12 protein-coding genes are annotated in these 15,925 nt (G+C 65.3%); 9 read left to right on the plus strand and 3 right to left on the minus strand.

Annotation, left to right across the window (positions count from 1 at the left end; genetic code table 11):
• Nucleotides 1-44: 44 nt before the first annotated feature.
• Together NJG22_RS21335 and edd are read right to left on the minus strand one after the other, a co-directional pair.
• A complete protein-coding gene (locus NJG22_RS21335; protein WP_253097550.1) occupies nucleotides 45-1,001 on the minus strand; it encodes a glucokinase in 957 nt (318 codons plus the stop codon).
• On the minus strand, nucleotides 998-2,824 hold the full coding sequence (gene edd, locus NJG22_RS21340; RefSeq protein WP_253097552.1) for a phosphogluconate dehydratase: 1,827 nt from the start codon (nucleotides 2,822-2,824) through the stop codon (nucleotides 998-1,000). Before edd ends, NJG22_RS21335 begins: the two co-directional genes overlap by 4 nt.
• Nucleotides 2,825-3,089: 265 nt before the next feature.
• On the opposite strand from edd, the gene gap reads away from it, so the two are divergent.
• The 7 genes from gap to NJG22_RS21375 all read left to right on the plus strand — a co-directional run bounded on the left by gap (nucleotide 3,090) and on the right by NJG22_RS21375 (nucleotide 11,278).
• Nucleotides 3,090-4,091, plus strand: coding sequence for a type I glyceraldehyde-3-phosphate dehydrogenase (gap, locus tag NJG22_RS21345; RefSeq protein WP_253097554.1), 1,002 nt, complete (start codon nucleotides 3,090-3,092; stop codon nucleotides 4,089-4,091).
• A 239-nt stretch (nucleotides 4,092-4,330) separates the two neighbouring features.
• Nucleotides 4,331-4,843 carry a sigma-70 family RNA polymerase sigma factor gene (locus NJG22_RS21350; RefSeq protein ID WP_253097556.1) on the plus strand — a complete coding sequence of 171 codons (513 nt, stop codon included), beginning with the start codon at nucleotides 4,331-4,333 and terminating at the stop codon, nucleotides 4,841-4,843.
• Nucleotides 4,844-4,936: 93 nt separating this feature from the next.
• A complete protein-coding gene (locus NJG22_RS21355; RefSeq protein WP_253097558.1) occupies nucleotides 4,937-5,899 on the plus strand; it encodes a FecR domain-containing protein in 963 nt (320 codons plus the stop codon).
• A gap of 125 nt (nucleotides 5,900-6,024) precedes the next feature.
• Nucleotides 6,025-8,634, plus strand: a complete 2,610-nt coding sequence (locus tag NJG22_RS21360) for a TonB-dependent receptor (RefSeq protein WP_253097560.1) — start codon at nucleotides 6,025-6,027, stop codon at nucleotides 8,632-8,634.
• 182 nt (nucleotides 8,635-8,816) lie between these two features.
• Entirely contained in the window at nucleotides 8,817-9,422 is a 606-nt protein-coding gene (locus NJG22_RS21365) for a biliverdin-producing heme oxygenase (RefSeq protein ID WP_134691693.1), read from the plus strand.
• A 49-nt stretch (nucleotides 9,423-9,471) separates the two neighbouring features.
• Entirely contained in the window at nucleotides 9,472-9,885 is a 414-nt protein-coding gene (locus NJG22_RS21370) for a YbaN family protein (protein WP_253097562.1), read from the plus strand.
• Nucleotides 9,886-9,943: 58 nt separating this feature from the next.
• Nucleotides 9,944-11,278 (plus strand): CoA transferase, encoded by a 1,335-nt coding sequence (locus tag NJG22_RS21375; protein WP_253097564.1) that lies wholly within the window; start codon nucleotides 9,944-9,946, stop codon nucleotides 11,276-11,278.
• A gap of 29 nt (nucleotides 11,279-11,307) precedes the next feature.
• On the opposite strand, the gene arcD (NJG22_RS21380) is transcribed toward NJG22_RS21375, so the two are convergent.
• On the minus strand, nucleotides 11,308-12,735 hold the full coding sequence (arcD, locus tag NJG22_RS21380) for an arginine-ornithine antiporter (protein WP_253097566.1): 1,428 nt from the start codon (nucleotides 12,733-12,735) through the stop codon (nucleotides 11,308-11,310).
• Nucleotides 12,736-13,160: 425 nt separating this feature from the next.
• Here arcD (NJG22_RS21380) and arcD (NJG22_RS21385) point away from each other — a divergent pair, with 425 nt between their 5' ends.
• Both arcD (NJG22_RS21385) and arcA read left to right on the plus strand, forming a co-directional pair.
• Nucleotides 13,161-14,588 (plus strand): arginine-ornithine antiporter, encoded by a 1,428-nt coding sequence (arcD, locus tag NJG22_RS21385; protein ID WP_253097568.1) that lies wholly within the window; start codon nucleotides 13,161-13,163, stop codon nucleotides 14,586-14,588.
• Nucleotides 14,589-14,621: 33 nt separating this feature from the next.
• On the plus strand, nucleotides 14,622-15,875 hold the full coding sequence (gene arcA / locus NJG22_RS21390; protein WP_253097570.1) for an arginine deiminase: 1,254 nt from the start codon (nucleotides 14,622-14,624) through the stop codon (nucleotides 15,873-15,875).
• The last annotated feature ends 50 nt before the right edge of the window (nucleotides 15,876-15,925 follow it).

The following is a 15,925-nucleotide window of genomic DNA, read 5'->3' on the forward strand; positions in this document are numbered from 1 at the left end:
TGTTGGGGCCTCATCGCGGGGCAGGCCCGCTCCTGCGATGAGGATCAGTGAACCAGCGACTGCTGCAAGGCGACCCCGGCCCCCAGCAACCCGGAAAACTCCGCCGTCACCAACCATACCGGCACCCCGGCGAAGTAGCCGCTCATGCAGCCCTTGTCGGCGAAACTGGCGGCAAAGCCACTGCGCAGGAACAGTTCGGCGAAGCGCGGGATCACCCCCCCGACAATGTAGACCCCGCCCCGGGCGCCCAGGGTAAGCACATTGTTGCCCGCCACCCGGCCGAGGAAGCGGCAGAACTGCTCGACCACCGCCAGCGCCCGTGGCTCGCCGCCCAGCGCCGCGTCGGTGATCTGCGCCGGGGTCTTGTGCGTCGGCGTGGCGCCATCGAGGGTACAGATCGCCTGGTACAGACGCACCAGCCCACCACCACTGAGCACCGTCTCGGCGCTGACATGGCCGATCTGCCGTTGAATTTCCTGGTGGATCGCCGCCTCGCGGGCATTGCCCACCGGCAGGTCGACATGCCCGCCCTCCCCCGGCAGTGCCAGCCAATGCTCGCCCAGGCGCAGCAGGCTGCCCACGCCCAGGCCGGTACCGGGGCCGATCACCAGCGCCGGGCGCGACGGGTCGGCGAGGCCTGCGCAGACTTCGCGGAACTCACCGTCACGCAAGCGCGTCATGCCCAGGGCCATGGCGGAGAAATCGTTGATCAGCAACAGGCGCTCGACCTGCAGCGTCTGGCAGAACGCGCTGCGGCTCAGGCGCCAGTGGTTGTTGGTGAAGCGGAACTGGTCGCCGTCCACGGGCCCTGCCACCGCCAGGCAGACCGCTGCCAGGCCGTCGCGGGCGATGCCCTGATCGGCCAGGTAGGCCTCGATGGCTTGTTCGGGGCTGCTGTAGTCGGCAGTGGCCAGCACCTGCACTGCCTGCAATTGATTGTTCCGCCACAAGGCGAAACGTGCGTTGGTACCACCGATATCGCCGACCAGCAGGGCGTTCATTCAAGGTGCTCCAGAGCCGAGGTAAAGGCGCTCGCGCCCTTTTCGGCCGAGCTGAACGCCACGCGCATGAAGCCGAACAGCTCGCGCCCGCAACCCAGGTCGTTGCCCGTGGGCGGCGTGGGCAGCTCACGGCTGGCCAGTTCCTCGGCCGACACCATGATCCGCAGCGTGCCTTCGGCACCATCGACGCGCACGATATCACCATCGCGTACCCGTGCCAGCGGGCCGCCGTCGTAGGCTTCCGGGCACACATGGATGGCCGCCGGGATCTTGCCCGAGGCGCCGGACATGCGCCCGTCGGTGACCAGCGCCACCTTGTAGCCGCGGTCCTGCAGCACGCCAAGGAAGGGGGTCAGCTTGTGCAATTCGGGCATGCCGTTGCAACGCGGACCCTGGAAGCGCACCACCGCGACGAAGTCGCGCTCCAGCTCGCCGGCCTTGAACGCATCGGCCAGCGCCTGCTGGTCGTGGAACACCCGCGCCGGTGCCTCCACCAAGCGGTGCTCGGGGGCCACGGCGGAGACCTTCATCACCCCACGGCCCAGGTTGCCCTCCATCACCCGCAGGCCGCCCTCGGCGGAAAACGGCCGCGCCACCGGGCGCAGGATGCTCTCGTCGAGGCTGGCCTGGGGGCCGTCGCGCCACACCAGCTGCCCCTGCTCGAGGAACGGCTCCTGGGTGTAGCGGCGCAGGCCATGGCCGGCCACGGTGTTGACGTCCTCGTGCAGCAGGCCGGCATCGAGCAGCTCGCGAATGAGGAAGGCCATGCCGCCGCTGGCCTGGAAGTGATTGATGTCGGCCTTGCCGTTGGGGTAGACGTGGGACAGCGTCGGTACCACCTCGGACAGGTCGGCCATGTCCTGCCAGGTCAGCTGGATACCGGCAGCCTGGGCGATGGCCGGGATGTGCAGGGTGTGGTTGGTCGAGCCACCGGTGGCGTGCAGGGCGACGATGGCATTGACCAGCGCCTTCTCGTCGACGATCTCGCCGATGGGCATGAAGCTGCCGCTGGCCTTGGTCATGCGCGTGACCTGGCGCGCGGCCTCGACGGTGAGCGCGTCGCGCAGCGGCGTGTAAGGGTTGACGAACGAAGCCCCCGGCAGGTGCAGGCCCATCACTTCCATCACCAGCTGGTTGGTGTTGGCGGTGCCGTAGAAGGTGCAGGTGCCGGGGCTGTGATAGCTCTTCATCTCCGACTCGAGCAGCTCCTCGCGGCTTGCCTTGCCCTCGGCGTAGCGCTGGCGCACATCGGCCTTCTCCTTGTTGGAGAGGCCCGAGACCATCGGCCCGCCGGGGACGAAGATGGTCGGCAGGTGGCCGAAGCGCAGCGCGCCCATCATCAGGCCCGGCACGATCTTGTCGCAGATGCCCAGCATCAGCGCGGCATCGAACATGTTGTGCGACAGCGCGATGGCGGTGGACATGGCGATCACTTCGCGGCTGGCGATGGCCAGCTCCATGCCCGGTTCGCCCTGGGTCACGCCGTCGCACATGGCCGGCACGCCACCGGCGAACTGGCCGACCGAGCCGATCTCGCGCAGCGCCTGTTTGATCTGTTCGGGGAAGTGCTGGTACGGCTGATGCGCCGAGAGCATGTCGTTGTAGGCCGAGACGATGGCCACGTTGGCGGCGTTCATCAGCCGCAGGGTCTGCTTGTCGTCCCCACCGCAGCCCGCCACGCCATGGGCGAAGTTGGCGCACTGCAGGTGGGCGCGCATGGGGCCATCACTGGCCGCGCCGCGGATCAGCTCAAGGTAGTGTTCACGGGTGCGGCGGCTGCGGGCGATGAGCCGTTCGGTGACCTCAAGGATGCGCGGGTGCATGTACTGGACTCCAGGCTAACGGTAAGGGCGGTTTTACCAGGGTTTGCCCCTCCAAACGATTGCGACCTAGGCTCTGGATAGAGGCTCGCGGCCCGTTTGCGACAGGGTGACCCAACCACTCGTTGTATGTTTAAACAAAATACTGCCAGCAAAAAGGCTTGTTTTCTATCTCTCGGTGAATAATCTTGTTATTCCAACAACAAAACCGTTTCAGTGAAGCTGTTCTTTGTGCCACAGGCTTCACCCGACTGCCAGAGGTAACGTCATGACCCTACGCATCGCCATCAACGGATTCGGCCGCATCGGACGCAACGTCCTGCGCGCACTCTACACGCACGGCTACCGCCAGGACCTGCAGGTCGTCGCCATCAACGACCTGGGCGACAGCGCGATGAACGCCCACCTGCTCAAGTTCGACAGCGTCCACGGCACCTTCGACGCCACTGTCGAGGCCGACCACGAAAGCCTCACCGTCAACGGCGACCGCATCGCCGTCAGCGCCATCCGCAACCCCAGCGAACTGCCCTGGAAGGCCCTGGGCATCGACGTGGTGTTCGAGTGCACCGGGTTGTTCACCGAGCGCGCCAAGGCGGCGGCGCACCTGACAGCCGGCGCCGGCAAGGTGATCGTCAGCGCCCCGGCCAAGGGCGCCGACGCCACCGTGGTCTACGGCGTCAACCACGACGTGCTGCGGGCCTCGCACCAGGTCATCTCCAATGCCTCGTGCACCACCAACTGCCTGGCGCCGATCGCCCAGGTGCTGCACCGCGAGTTCGGTATCGAACAGGGGCTGATGACCACCATCCACGCCTACACCAACGACCAGGTGCTCACCGATGTCTACCACAGCGACCCCTACCGCGCCCGCTCGGCCACCCAGTCGATGATCCCGAGCAAGACCGGCGCCGCCGAGGCGGTGGGCCTGGTGCTGCCGGAACTGGCCGGCAAGCTCACCGGCATGGCGGTGCGGGTACCGGTGATCAACGTGTCGCTGGTCGACCTGACCGTCAACCTGGCCCGCGAGACCAGCGCCGAGGAGGTCAACCAGCTGTTCCTCGAGGCCAGCCGCCATTCGCGGGTGCTGGGCTACAACGCCCTGCCGCTGGTGTCGTGCGACTTCAACCACAACCCGCTGTCGTCGATCTTCGACGCCAACCATACTCGCGCCAACGGGCGCATGCTCAAGGTACTGGCCTGGTACGACAACGAGTGGGGCTTCTCCAACCGCATGCTCGACAACTGCCTGGCGCTGTTCAACGCCAGGTGAGTTCTTGCGTGATCCCTGTAGGAGCGGCCTTGTGTCGCGAAAGGGCTGCGAAGCAGCCCCAGGGATTTTTGCATTCACACCGAAACCCTGGGGCCGCTTCGCGCCCCTTTCGCGACACAAGGCCGCGCCTACAGGGATCGCGTTAGCCGCAATATTTACCTGTTCGTGACATTTGCGCGCTTGACCTCGAGCATGGATGATAAGCATTATCATTCACCCCAAAGCGACCAGGTTTCCCCGTGAGTCAGTCCCGGTTCAACTCAGTGTTCCTCGTCCAGCGCCTCAGCCTGCTGCGTACCTTGCAGCGCATGGTGGGCAACCCCAGCACCGCCGAGGACCTGCTGCAGGAAACCTACCTGCGGGTGACCCGCGCCTTGGGCGAGCGCCCCATCGAGCACCTCGAGCCGTTCGTCTTCCAGACCGCGCGCAACCTCGCCCTGGACCACCTGCGCGCACGCCGGGTGCAGGCTCGCACCCTGGTCGACGACGTGCCCGACCAGGTGCTGCACAACGTCGCCGCCCCGGTGGGCAGCAGCGAGGACGCCGCCCACGCCGAGCAACTGCTCAAGCACCTGAGCCTGAGCCTGGGCCAGCTCAGCCAACGCCAGCAACGCATTTTCATCCTCAGTCGCCTGCACGGCGCCAGCTACCTGGAAATCGCCGAGCAGTTGCAGGTTTCGGCCAGCACGGTGCAGAAGGAACTGAAACTGATCATGGCCATCTGCATGGGTGTGGCCGACCGTCACCAGTGATGCGACCGCTCGCCGCTGGCGTGCGCAAAGCCCTTGCCATGCGCCGGGCCTGCGCAGATCATGCGCAAAAAACGCACCCCGCAAGGATCCCCCGTGACCGACCCGTGCCCACCTCGCCCGACAGCCGCCGCGCCTGACGCTCGCGCCCGTGCCCGCGAAGAAGCGCTGGACTGGTTGATCCGCCTGCAATGCGCCGACGCCGACGACACCCAGGCCTTCGAGCAGTGGCTCGGCGCCAATGCCGAAAACGCCGAAGCCTATGTCGAGGCCGAAGCGCTATGGAACGGCGCGGCGCTGCGCCAGGCCGCCGGCCAGTTGCACCAGCAGCGCAAGCGTTCGCTGGGCGGGCGCCTGCGCAGCCACTGGAAACCGCTGGCCAGCGCCGCCGTGCTGCTGGTCGGGCTGTTCACCTTCGGCAACCTGCCGGTGCGCTTGCAGGCCGACCACCTGACCGTGGTCGGCGAGCGCCAGCGCCTGCACCTGGACGACGGCGCCCAGGTGCTGCTCAACACCAACTCGGCCTTTGCCAGCGATGTGCGCGATGGTCGCCAGGTCGCCCGGCTGTTGCAAGGCGAGGCGTACTTCCAGGTGCCGGCCAGCAGCCAACCGGCGCTGGAAGTGCAGGCCGGGCCGTTGCGCGCCAGCGTGCGCGACACCGACTTCGCCGTGCGCTACCTCGACGGCGAGGCCCAGGTGCGCGTGCAGCGCGGCGATGTCGACCTGCAAGGCGCAAGCGACCAGCGCATCCGCCTGCGTGCCGGCGACAGCATCAGCCTCGGCCCCCAGGGTTTCAGCCAACCCCAGCGCCCCGACCTGCACAAGGACCTGGCCTGGGTCGAAGGCCGCCTGGTCTTCGAGAACTGCCCGCTGAGCCAGGTGCTCGCCGAAGTACGCCGCTACTACCCCGGCTGGATCATCAGCCGCAACGCGCACCTGGAGCAGGTCGCGGTCACCGGCAACTACCGCCTCGACCAGCCGCTGGAAACCCTGCGCGCCCTCGCCCACATCACGTCGGCACAGCTGCACGAATACCCGGCGCTGGTCATTCTCAACTGACGCAAAAGTTTTTTTACGCGATCGCCTGCCCTGGCCCGTCTCGTTATAGCCAATACGATTGATTCTCGTTCGAAAACGAGAACAGCCACTGCCTATAACACCTCGCGCGACAGGGAGCGCTCTCGATGCCCACAGGTCAAACCCGCCCGTCCTCTTCTTCCCGCCGCTGCGGGCAATTGTCCCTGTTGACCCTGGCCTTGCTCGCCAGCGGCGCCTGCAGCCTGCCGGCCCTGGCCGTGGAGCCGGCCCAGGCCAGCAGCCCGCGCATGGGCGACTACCGCTTCGCCATCGGCCAGCAGCCGCTGGTCGAAGCGATCAATGCCTTCAGCAAGGTCACCGGCTGGCAGGTCGGCTTCAGCGCCGAGCTGGCCGACGGCGTGGCCTCGCCCGGCGTACAGGGCGCGCTGCCCCCGGAAGCGGCGTTGCAGCGCCTGCTGCGCGGCACCGGCCTGGGCTATCGGAAGATCGGCAACGCCAATGTGGTGCTCGAACGCCAGGCGGCGAGCAACGTCATCGCCCTGCAGCAGGTGACCGTCAGCGCCACCCGCAGCGCCCAGGACGTCAGCCAGGTGCCGAGCAGCGTCAGCGTGCAGACCCGCGAGCAACTGGACCGGCAGAACGTCAACGACATCAAGCAACTGGTGCGCTACGAGCCCGGCGTGTCGGTATCCGGCACCGGCCAGCGTAGCGGCTTGAACGGCTACAACATCCGTGGCATCGACGGCGACCGGGTGCTAACCCAGGTTGACGGCGTGTCGGTACCCGACAGCTTCTTCTACGGGCCCTATGCCCAGACCCAGCGCAACTACGTCGACCCCGAGATCGTCAAGCGCGTGGAGATCCTGCGTGGTCCGGCTTCGGTCCTGTACGGCAGCAATGCCATCGGCGGAGCGGTCAGCTACTTCACCCTCGACCCCGAGGACATCATCAAACCCGGCAAGGATGTTGGCGCGCGCTTGAAAACCGGCTACAGCTCGGCCGACGAAAGCTGGCTCACGTCGGCCACCGTCGCAGGCCGCCACGGTGATTTCGACGGTTTGCTGCACCTGAGCCAGCGCAACGGCCACGAGACCGACGCCTATGGTGAGCACGGCGGTACCGGCCTTGCCCGCAGCGAAGCCAACCCCGAGGATGTCCGCACCACCAACGTCCTGGTCAAGATGGGTTGGAACTACGCCGATGACGCGCGCCTGGGGCTGACGTACGAGCGCTACAAGGACGACCGCGACCAGAACGTCCTGAGCGCCGTTGGCGGGCCGTTCGTTCCCGGTTTCCCGGCGATGAACGCCTACCGTGCACGCCAGGGCAACGATACCGTCACCCGTGAGCGCTTCGGCATCAATCATGAGTTCGGGCTGGACAGCCTGCTGGCCGACAACATGAAGTGGAGTCTGAACTACCAGATCGCCAAGACCGACCAGACTACCGACGAGCTCTACTTCGCTCGCGGCCGCCAAGTCGCCCGGGATCGCCAGACCACCTACAAGGACCGCCAGTGGGTGTTCGACGCGCAACTGGACAAAGCCTTCAGCATCGGCGCGACCGATCACCTGCTGACCTACGGCACTACCCTCAAGCACGAGAAGATCACCGGTTCGCGCAGCGGCACCGGTACCTGCCTGAATGTCGGCGGATCATGCCGCGCGATCGGCCAGGTCAGCGCGGACGACACCCAGGCACGCGTGAGCGACTTCCCGGACCCGACCGTCGATACCTATAGCCTGTTCGCCCAGGACGAAATCCGCTGGAACCAGTGGACCTTCCTGCCCGGCCTTCGCTACGACTACACCCGGCTCGACCCGCGCATGACCGACGCCTACCTGCTGGGGCTGCAGAACGGCGCTAGCGCGCCAGCGAACCGCGTGGATGATTCCGAGAAGAAGTGGCACCGCGTCTCGCCCAAGCTTGGCGTCACCTACGCCTTCGATGACCACTACACCTGGTATGGCCAATACGCCGAAGGTTTCCGCACGCCGACCGCCAAAGCCTTGTATGGACGCTTCGAGAACCTCGCCGGCGGCTACGTGGTCGAGCCCAACTCGAACCTGGAACCGGAAAAAAGCAAAAGCTACGAAACCGGCCTGCGCGGCAACTTCGACGCCGGCAACTTCGACGTGGCGGTCTTCTACAACAAGTACCGCGACTTCATCAACGAAGATGCCGTGCAGTCCTCCAACCTGGGCTCGACCTTCCAGGCCAACAACATCAAGCACGCCACCATCAAGGGCGCGGAGATCAAAGGCCGCCTGAACCTGGACCGATTCGGCGCCCCCCAAGGCCTGTACTCGATCGCCTCGGTGGCCTACGCCTACGGCCGTAACGACGATACCGGCCAGCCGCTGAACAGCGTCAATCCGCTGACTGGGGTGTTCGGCCTAGGCTACGAACAGGTTGACTACGGCACCCAACTGAACTGGACAGTGGTCAAGCGCAAGAACCGCGTGGACGACACTCAGTTCTTCGCCCCCGATGGCTCCAGTTCCGAGTTCCGCACCCCAGGCTATGGCGTGCTCGACCTGACCGGGTTCTATCGGATCAGCGACGACCTGACCATCAACGGCGGCTTGTACAACCTGACCGACAAGAAGTACTGGCAATGGGACGATGTGCGCAAGTACGCGAGCGTCGGCAACAACACGGGGGTAAGCGAGGCCGCGGTCACCCAACCGGCCAACCTCGATCGCCTGACCGCGCCTGGCCGCAACTTCGCCATCAACCTGGTGTGGGATATCTGACCGATTGAACTCGTCGTCGCGGGGCAAGCCCGCTCCCTCGGCCCTCGGGCCACCTGTGGGAGCAGGCTTGCTGCGCCAAACCTGGTGAGAATGATTTCACTTCGCAGGTGAGGTTTTTTTACTGTTCCGCGTCTTCTCTTTCGTCTTGTCACTAGACAGCCCCATTTTCCAAGGATGCCCCCATGACCGCCCCTTCTTCCGAACGCGCCGCCCTGCGCTCCCAGCGCCTCAACCAGGTAACCCACGCCCCGCACACCGAGCTGGACGCCCTGGTCAAGTCGCACAAGCCGTTCGACAGCCGCGAAAGCTTCGCCCGCTTCGTCGTCGCCCAGTACCTGTTCCAGTCCGAGCTGCAGGCGCTGTACACCGACCCACAGCTGATCGCCATCGTGCCCGACCTCGCCGAGCGCTGCCGCGCCGAGCAAGCCCGCCTGGACCTGGCCGACCTGGACACCGAAGTCCCGGCGCCTTTCGCCGGCGCGCTGGGCAAACCCAGCCTGGGTGAAGCCCTGGGCTGGATCTTCGTCTCCGAAGGTTCCAAACTGGGCGCCGCGTTCCTGATCAAGCGCGCCGTGGCCCTGGAGCTGTCCGAAACCTTCGGCGCCCGCCACCTGGGCGAGCCGGCCGGTGGCCGTGCCGAAGGCTGGAAGCAGTTCACCCGCATTCTCGACAGCCTGGAACTGTCGCCCGAGGAAGACGCCGCCGCCGAACGTGGCGCGGTCGCGGCCTTCGAGCGCTTCACCGAGCTGCTCAAGCATGCCTATGCCGCCGACGCGGCGCTGGCCTGACCCGCTTTACCCGGCCGCCTGCGGGCGGCCGCACCGTTGCAGTGAGACCATGACCCGAATCGCCCGCTCCAAAGTATCCCGCCTGCTGTATGCGATCCTGGCCTATGCGAGCTTGGGCATAGGCCTGGTCGCCATCGTCATCCCCGGGCTGCCGACCACCGAGTTCATCCTCCTCGCCGCCTGGGCCGCGACCCGCAGCTCGCCGCGCCTGTCCGCCTGGCTGGAGAACCACCGGCTGTTCGGGCCGATCCTCTACAACTGGCGCAACGGCAAGGTGATCCAGCGCCGCGCCAAGGTCAGCGCGACCATCAGCATGCTGCTGTGCGCCGGCCTGATGCTGACCTTCCTCGAGCACCACTGGCCGGTGTTCCTCGCCATCACCGGCATGACCCTGGGCAACCTGTGGATTTGGTCGCGCCCGGAACGTCCGACGCCACCAGCCGCTGTCGAACTGCAAGGTTGATTCATTTGCGCTGCGACGCCGGATGTACTGCAATGGGATCCACGAAGGAGGATCCGGCATGCAGCCATTGCTCGACACCATCGCCCATTCACTACAACTCTCCCCCACCGCCGTAAGCTGGCACGGCATCGGCGCCCTGCCCTCCACATTTGCAGTAACCGAACTGGCCGCCGCCAGTCTCGCCGCCTGCGGCCTGGCCCTGGCCGATCTGCTCCAGGGCCAGTCGGGCCACTACCCCCTGGTGCACATCGACCGCCGCCTGGCGTCCTTCTGGTTCGCCACCAGCCTGCGGCCTCGCGCCTGGGAGCCACCGCCGCTGTGGGATGCCATCGCCGGCGACTATCAGGCCCGCGACGGCTGGATCCGCCTGCACACCAACGCGACGCACCACCGCACCGCCGCCCTGCAGGTACTGGGTGCCCAAGCCGACCGCGCCAGTGTCGCCGACAAGGTCGCCCACTGGGGCGCCGATGCACTGGAAGCTGCGGTAGTGGGAGCCGGTGGCTGCGCGGCGCGGATGCGCAGTTGGCCCGAATGGTGCGCGCATCCCCAAGGATTGGCAGTGAACCAGGAACCGCTGATCCTGCGCCAGGCCTTCACTGCAACCACACTTGCCTGGCGCGGCAGCGCAGAACGACCGTTGGCCGGCATCAAGGTCCTCGACCTCACCCGCATCCTCGCCGGCCCCATTGCCACCCGCCTGCTGGCCGCTTTTGGTGCCGACGTGCTACGGATAGACCCACCCGACTGGGAAGAGCCCGCGGTGGCCGCCGAGGTTACCCTGGGCAAGCGCTGCGCCCGCCTGGACCTGCGCACTCTTGCCGGCCGTCAATGCTTCGAGCGCTTGCTGGCCGAGGCCGATGTACTGGTACACGGTTACCGCGCCGATGCCCTCGAACGGCTCGACCTGGGTGTCGAACGACGACGCCAGCTCAACCCCGGGCTGATCGATGTGAGCCTGAACGCCTATGGCTGGAGCGGACCATGGCAAGACCGTCGCGGATTCGACAGCCTGGTGCAGATGAGCACCGGCATCGCCCGCGAAGGCATGCGCTGGCGCCAGGCGGATCGGCCCGTACCGCTCCCGGTGCAGGCGCTGGATCACGCCACCGGATACCTGATGGCGGCCGAAGTGATACGGGCGCTGGGGCGAGGCGAGGGATGTCGGTCGAGGCTGTCACTGGCACGCACGGCGGCATTGCTGATCGAACGAGGCACCGTGGAAGAGGACCTGGCGCTGGCCGCAGAGTCGGCGCTGGACATCGATCCGCGCATCGAATACACACCTTGGGGCGCAGCACAGCGGATCAAGGCGCCGTTGAAGGTGGGTGAGGCCACCATGAGCTGGGCGCGTGGAGCCTGCGAGCTTGGCTCAGCGCCTGCCCAGTGGTGAGTGCCGGATTCCCTGTAGGAGCGGCCTTATCACAGGCTCAACAACCCCGAGTACAGGGCATATGCCGCCACCCCCGCCCCCGCCAGCACCGCCGCGAAGATCAATTTCTCCCACGCAGTGAACAACACCTGCCCCTGCTCACGCTTGGCCTGGGCGAACAGGATCACCCCCGGCGCGTACAGCAGCGCCGACAACAGCACATACTTGAGCCCACCGGCATACAGCAGCCATACCGCATACAGCAGCGCGATCAGCGCCACCAGCATGTCCTTGCGCCGCAACCCCGGCTGGCCCTGGTAGCTTTCGCCCTTGAACGTCAGCAACACCGCATAGGCCGCTGACCAGAAGTACGGCACCAGGATCATCGACGAGGCCAGGTAGATCAGGCTGGTGTAGGTTCCAGCCGAGAACAGGGTGATCAACAGGAAGCCCTGGATCATCACGTTGGTCAGCCACAAGGCATTGGCCGGCACATGGTTGGCATTCTCCTGCGCCAGGAACTGCGGCATGGTCTTGTCACGCGCGGTGGCGAACAGGATCTCGGCACACAGCAGCGCCCAGGACAGCAACGCCCCCAGCAGCGATACCGCCAGGCCGATGCTGATCAGCAACGCGCCCCAGGGCCCGACGATATGCTCCAGCACCGAGGCCAGCGACGGGTTCTGCAACCCGGCCAGCTCCGGCTGGGTCATCACCCCCAGCGACAGCACGTTGACCAGCACCAGCAGGGCCAGCACCCCGAGAAAACCGATCACCGTGGCCTTGCCCACATCCGCACGGTGCAGCGCTCGGCCCGAATAGACACTCGCCCCCTCGATGCCGATGAACACGAACACGGTCACCAGCATCATGTTGCGCACCTGCTGCATGACACTGCCGAACTGCGGGTTGCTCAAGCCCCAGATGTCCCGGGTGAAGATGTCGGCGCGAAAGGCCGCCGCGGCGATGACGATGAAGATCAGTAGCGGCACCACCTTGGCCACGGTGGTCACCTGGTTGATGAACGCCGCCTCCTTGATGCCACGCAACACCAGAAAATGCACGGCCCACAGCAACAACGAGGCGCAGCCTATGGCCACCGGGGTGTTGCCCTGGCCGAACACCGGAAAGTAAAAGCCCAAGGTGCTGAACAGCAGCACGAAGTAACCGACGTTGCCCAGCCAGGCGCTGATCCAGTAGCCCCAGGCCGAGGAAAAGCCCATGTACTCGCCGAAGCCGGCCTTGGCATAGGCATACACCCCCGAGTCCAGCTCGGGCTTGCGATTGGCCAGGCTCTGGAACACGAAGGCCAGTGCCAGCATGCCCACCGCGGTGATGCCCCAGCCGATCAGCACTGCCCCCACATCCGCGCGGGCCGCCATGTTCTGCGGCAACGAGAAGATCCCGCCGCCAATCATCGATCCGACCACCAGCGCGATCAGCGCGCCAAGGCGCAGCTTCTGTCCCGGTTCGCTCATGGGGCTCCTCGTGCGCGCGTGCGCGTGAACGTATTAACCAACATAAATGTTACAAGTTCTTTATTGAATCGAGCCATTAAACCTATAGCACTCATAACCGAAATGTCTATAGCCGCCTCCTGTTAAAAATGACAGTTGCGAAGTGCCTGGCAGCTCGCCTAAACCTGTCGCTGTTTACTGTGAAAAATTTGCGAAAACTCTAAAAGAGACTAACTTCTCATTTCGCAGGCGAAACGGAGCGTTTGCTCTAGAAGGACATGGAGGTGCCAGCGCACAAGGCCTGCGGCGAAGCTGTCGGCATCCTCCAGGAGACGCATGAGGGATTTTTCTTACCTTCATGCGGGCATGAACTGATCTAAGTCAGCGAATGATCCAGGCGTCAGATTTATTCTGAGGTCAACTTTCTCCTGGTACGGAGTCGTTAAATGTCTGATTCTCCCGGAAAACTAAAACTGGGTGCACTTGTTGCACTTGTCGTCGGCTCGATGATCGGCGGCGGGATCTTCTCGTTGCCACAAAACATGGCCGCCAGCGCCGGCGTCGGCGCCGTGCTGATCGGCTGGGCCATCACCGCGGTGGGCATGCTCACCCTCGCCTTCGTGTTCCAGACCCTGGCCAACCGCAAGCCGGACCTTGACGGCGGGGTATATGCCTATGCCAAGGCCGGTTTTGGCGACTACATGGGCTTTTCCTCGGCCTGGGGCTACTGGATCAGCGCCTGGCTGGGCAACGTCGGCTACTTCGTGCTGCTGTTCAGCACCCTGGGCTATTTCTTCCCGGTGTTCGGCGAAGGCAATACCCCGGCGGCGGTGATCGGCGCCTCGGTGCTGCTGTGGGCCGTGCACTTCCTGGTGCTGCGCGGCATCAAGGAAGCGGCGTTCATCAACCTGGTGACCACCGTGGCCAAGGTCGTGCCGCTGGCGCTGTTCGCGCTGATCTGCCTGTTCGCCTTCAGGCTCGACATCTTCACCGCCGATATCTGGGCCCTGGGCACACCGGAGCTGGGCAGCGTGATGAACCAGGTGCGCAACATGATGCTGGTCACCGTGTGGGTGTTCATCGGCATCGAGGGCGCGAGCATCTTTTCCTCCCGGGCGGAAAAACGCTCGGACGTCGGCAAGGCCACGGTCATAGGTTTCGTCACCGTGCTGCTGTTCCTGGTGCTGGTCAACGTGCTGTCGCTGGGCGTGATGACCCAGCCGGAACTGGCCAAGCTGCAGAACCCGTCGATGGCTGCGGTGCTCGAGCACGTAGTCGGCCACTGGGGCGCGGTGCTGATCAGCGTCGGCCTGATCATCTCGCTGCTCGGGGCCCTGCTCTCCTGGGTGCTGCTGTGCGCCGAGATCATGTTCGCCGCGGCCAAGGACCACACCATGCCGGAGTTCCTGCGCCGCGAGAACGCCAACCATGTGCCGGCCAACGCCCTGTGGCTGACCAACGCCATGGTGCAGATCTTCCTGGTCATCACCCTGTTCTCCAACAGCACCTACCTGTCGCTGATCTACCTGGCCACCTCGATGATCCTGGTGCCCTACCTGTGGTCGGCCGCCTATGCGGTGCTCCTGGCGGTGCGCAGCGAGACCTACGAACAGGCCCTGGCCGAGCGCAAGAAAGACCTGATCATCGGCGGTATCGCCCTGCTGTATGCCATCTGGCTGCTGTACGCCGGCGGGGTGAAATACCTGCTGCTCTCGGCCCTGCTCTATGCCCCTGGCGCCATCCTGTTCGCCAAGGCCAAGCGCGAGGTCGGCCAACCGATCTTCACCAACGTCGAGAAACTGATCTTCGCCGCCGTGGTGCTAGGCGCCCTGGTGGCGGCCTACGGGCTCTACGACGGCTTCCTGACTCTTTGAACCCCACGTCTTCGCTTTACCGGAGGATTCACCATGTCCACTGAGAAACAGAAATACGGCGTCCATTCCGAAGCCGGCAAACTGCGCAAAGTGATGGTCTGCAGCCCGGGCCTGGCGCACAAGCGCCTGACCCCGAGCAACTGCGACGAGCTGCTGTTCGACGACGTGATCTGGGTCGACCAGGCCAAGCGCGACCACTTCGATTTCGTCACCAAGATGCGCGAGCGCGGCGTCGATGTGCTGGAGATGCACAACCTGCTGACCGACATCGTCCAGCAGCCCGAGGCGCTGAAGTGGATTCTCGACCGCAAGATCACCTCCGACACCGTGGGCGTCGGCCTCACCAATGAAGTGCGCAGCTGGCTTGAAGGCCTCGACCCGCGCCACCTGGCCGAATTCCTGATCGGCGGCGTGGCCGGCCAGGACCTGCCCGAAAGCGAGGGCGCCAGCGTGGTCAAGATGTACAACGACTACCTGGGCCACTCCAGCTTCATCCTGCCGCCGCTGCCCAACACCCAGTTCACCCGCGACACCACCTGCTGGATCTACGGCGGCGTGACCCTGAACCCGATGTACTGGCCGGCGCGACGCCAGGAAACCCTGCTGACCACAGCGATCTACAAGTTCCACAAGGAATTCACCAACGCCGACTTCCAGGTCTGGTACGGCGACCCGGACAAGGACCACGGCAACGCCACCCTTGAGGGCGGCGACGTGATGCCGATCGGCAAGGGCGTCGTACTCGTCGGCATGGGCGAGCGCACCTCGCGCCAAGCCATCGGCCAGCTGGCACAGAACCTGTTCGCCAAGGGCGCGGTGGAGAAAGTCATCGTCGCCGGCCTGCCCAAGTCCCGCGCCGCCATGCACCTGGACACCGTGTTCAGTTTCTGCGACCGCGACCTGGTCACGGTCTTCCCTGAAGTGGTCCGGGAGATCGTGCCGTTCATCATCCGCCCGGACGAAAGCAAGCCCTACGGCATGGACGTGCGCCGCGAGAACAAGTCGTTCATCGAGGTGGTCGGCGAGCAACTGGGGGTCAAGCTGCGCGTGGTCGAGACCGGCGGCAACAGCTTCGCCGCCGAACGCGAACAGTGGGATGACGGCAACAACGTGGTGGCCATCGAGCCGGGCGTGGTCATCGGCTACGACCGCAACACCTACACCAACACACTGCTGCGCAAGGCCGGGATCGAGGTCATCACCATCAGCGCCGGCGAACTGGGCCGCGGCCGCGGTGGCGGCCACTGCATGACCTGCCCGATCGTGCGCGACCCTATCGACTACTAACGCCCATTGCACCCGGCCGCGTCCAGCAGACAGCGGCCGGGCATACCTCA

The sequence above is a fragment of the Pseudomonas sp. VA159-2 genome (assembly GCF_024126635.1).
In the GTDB taxonomy this organism is placed as follows: domain Bacteria; phylum Pseudomonadota; class Gammaproteobacteria; order Pseudomonadales; family Pseudomonadaceae; genus Aquipseudomonas; species Aquipseudomonas muyukensis.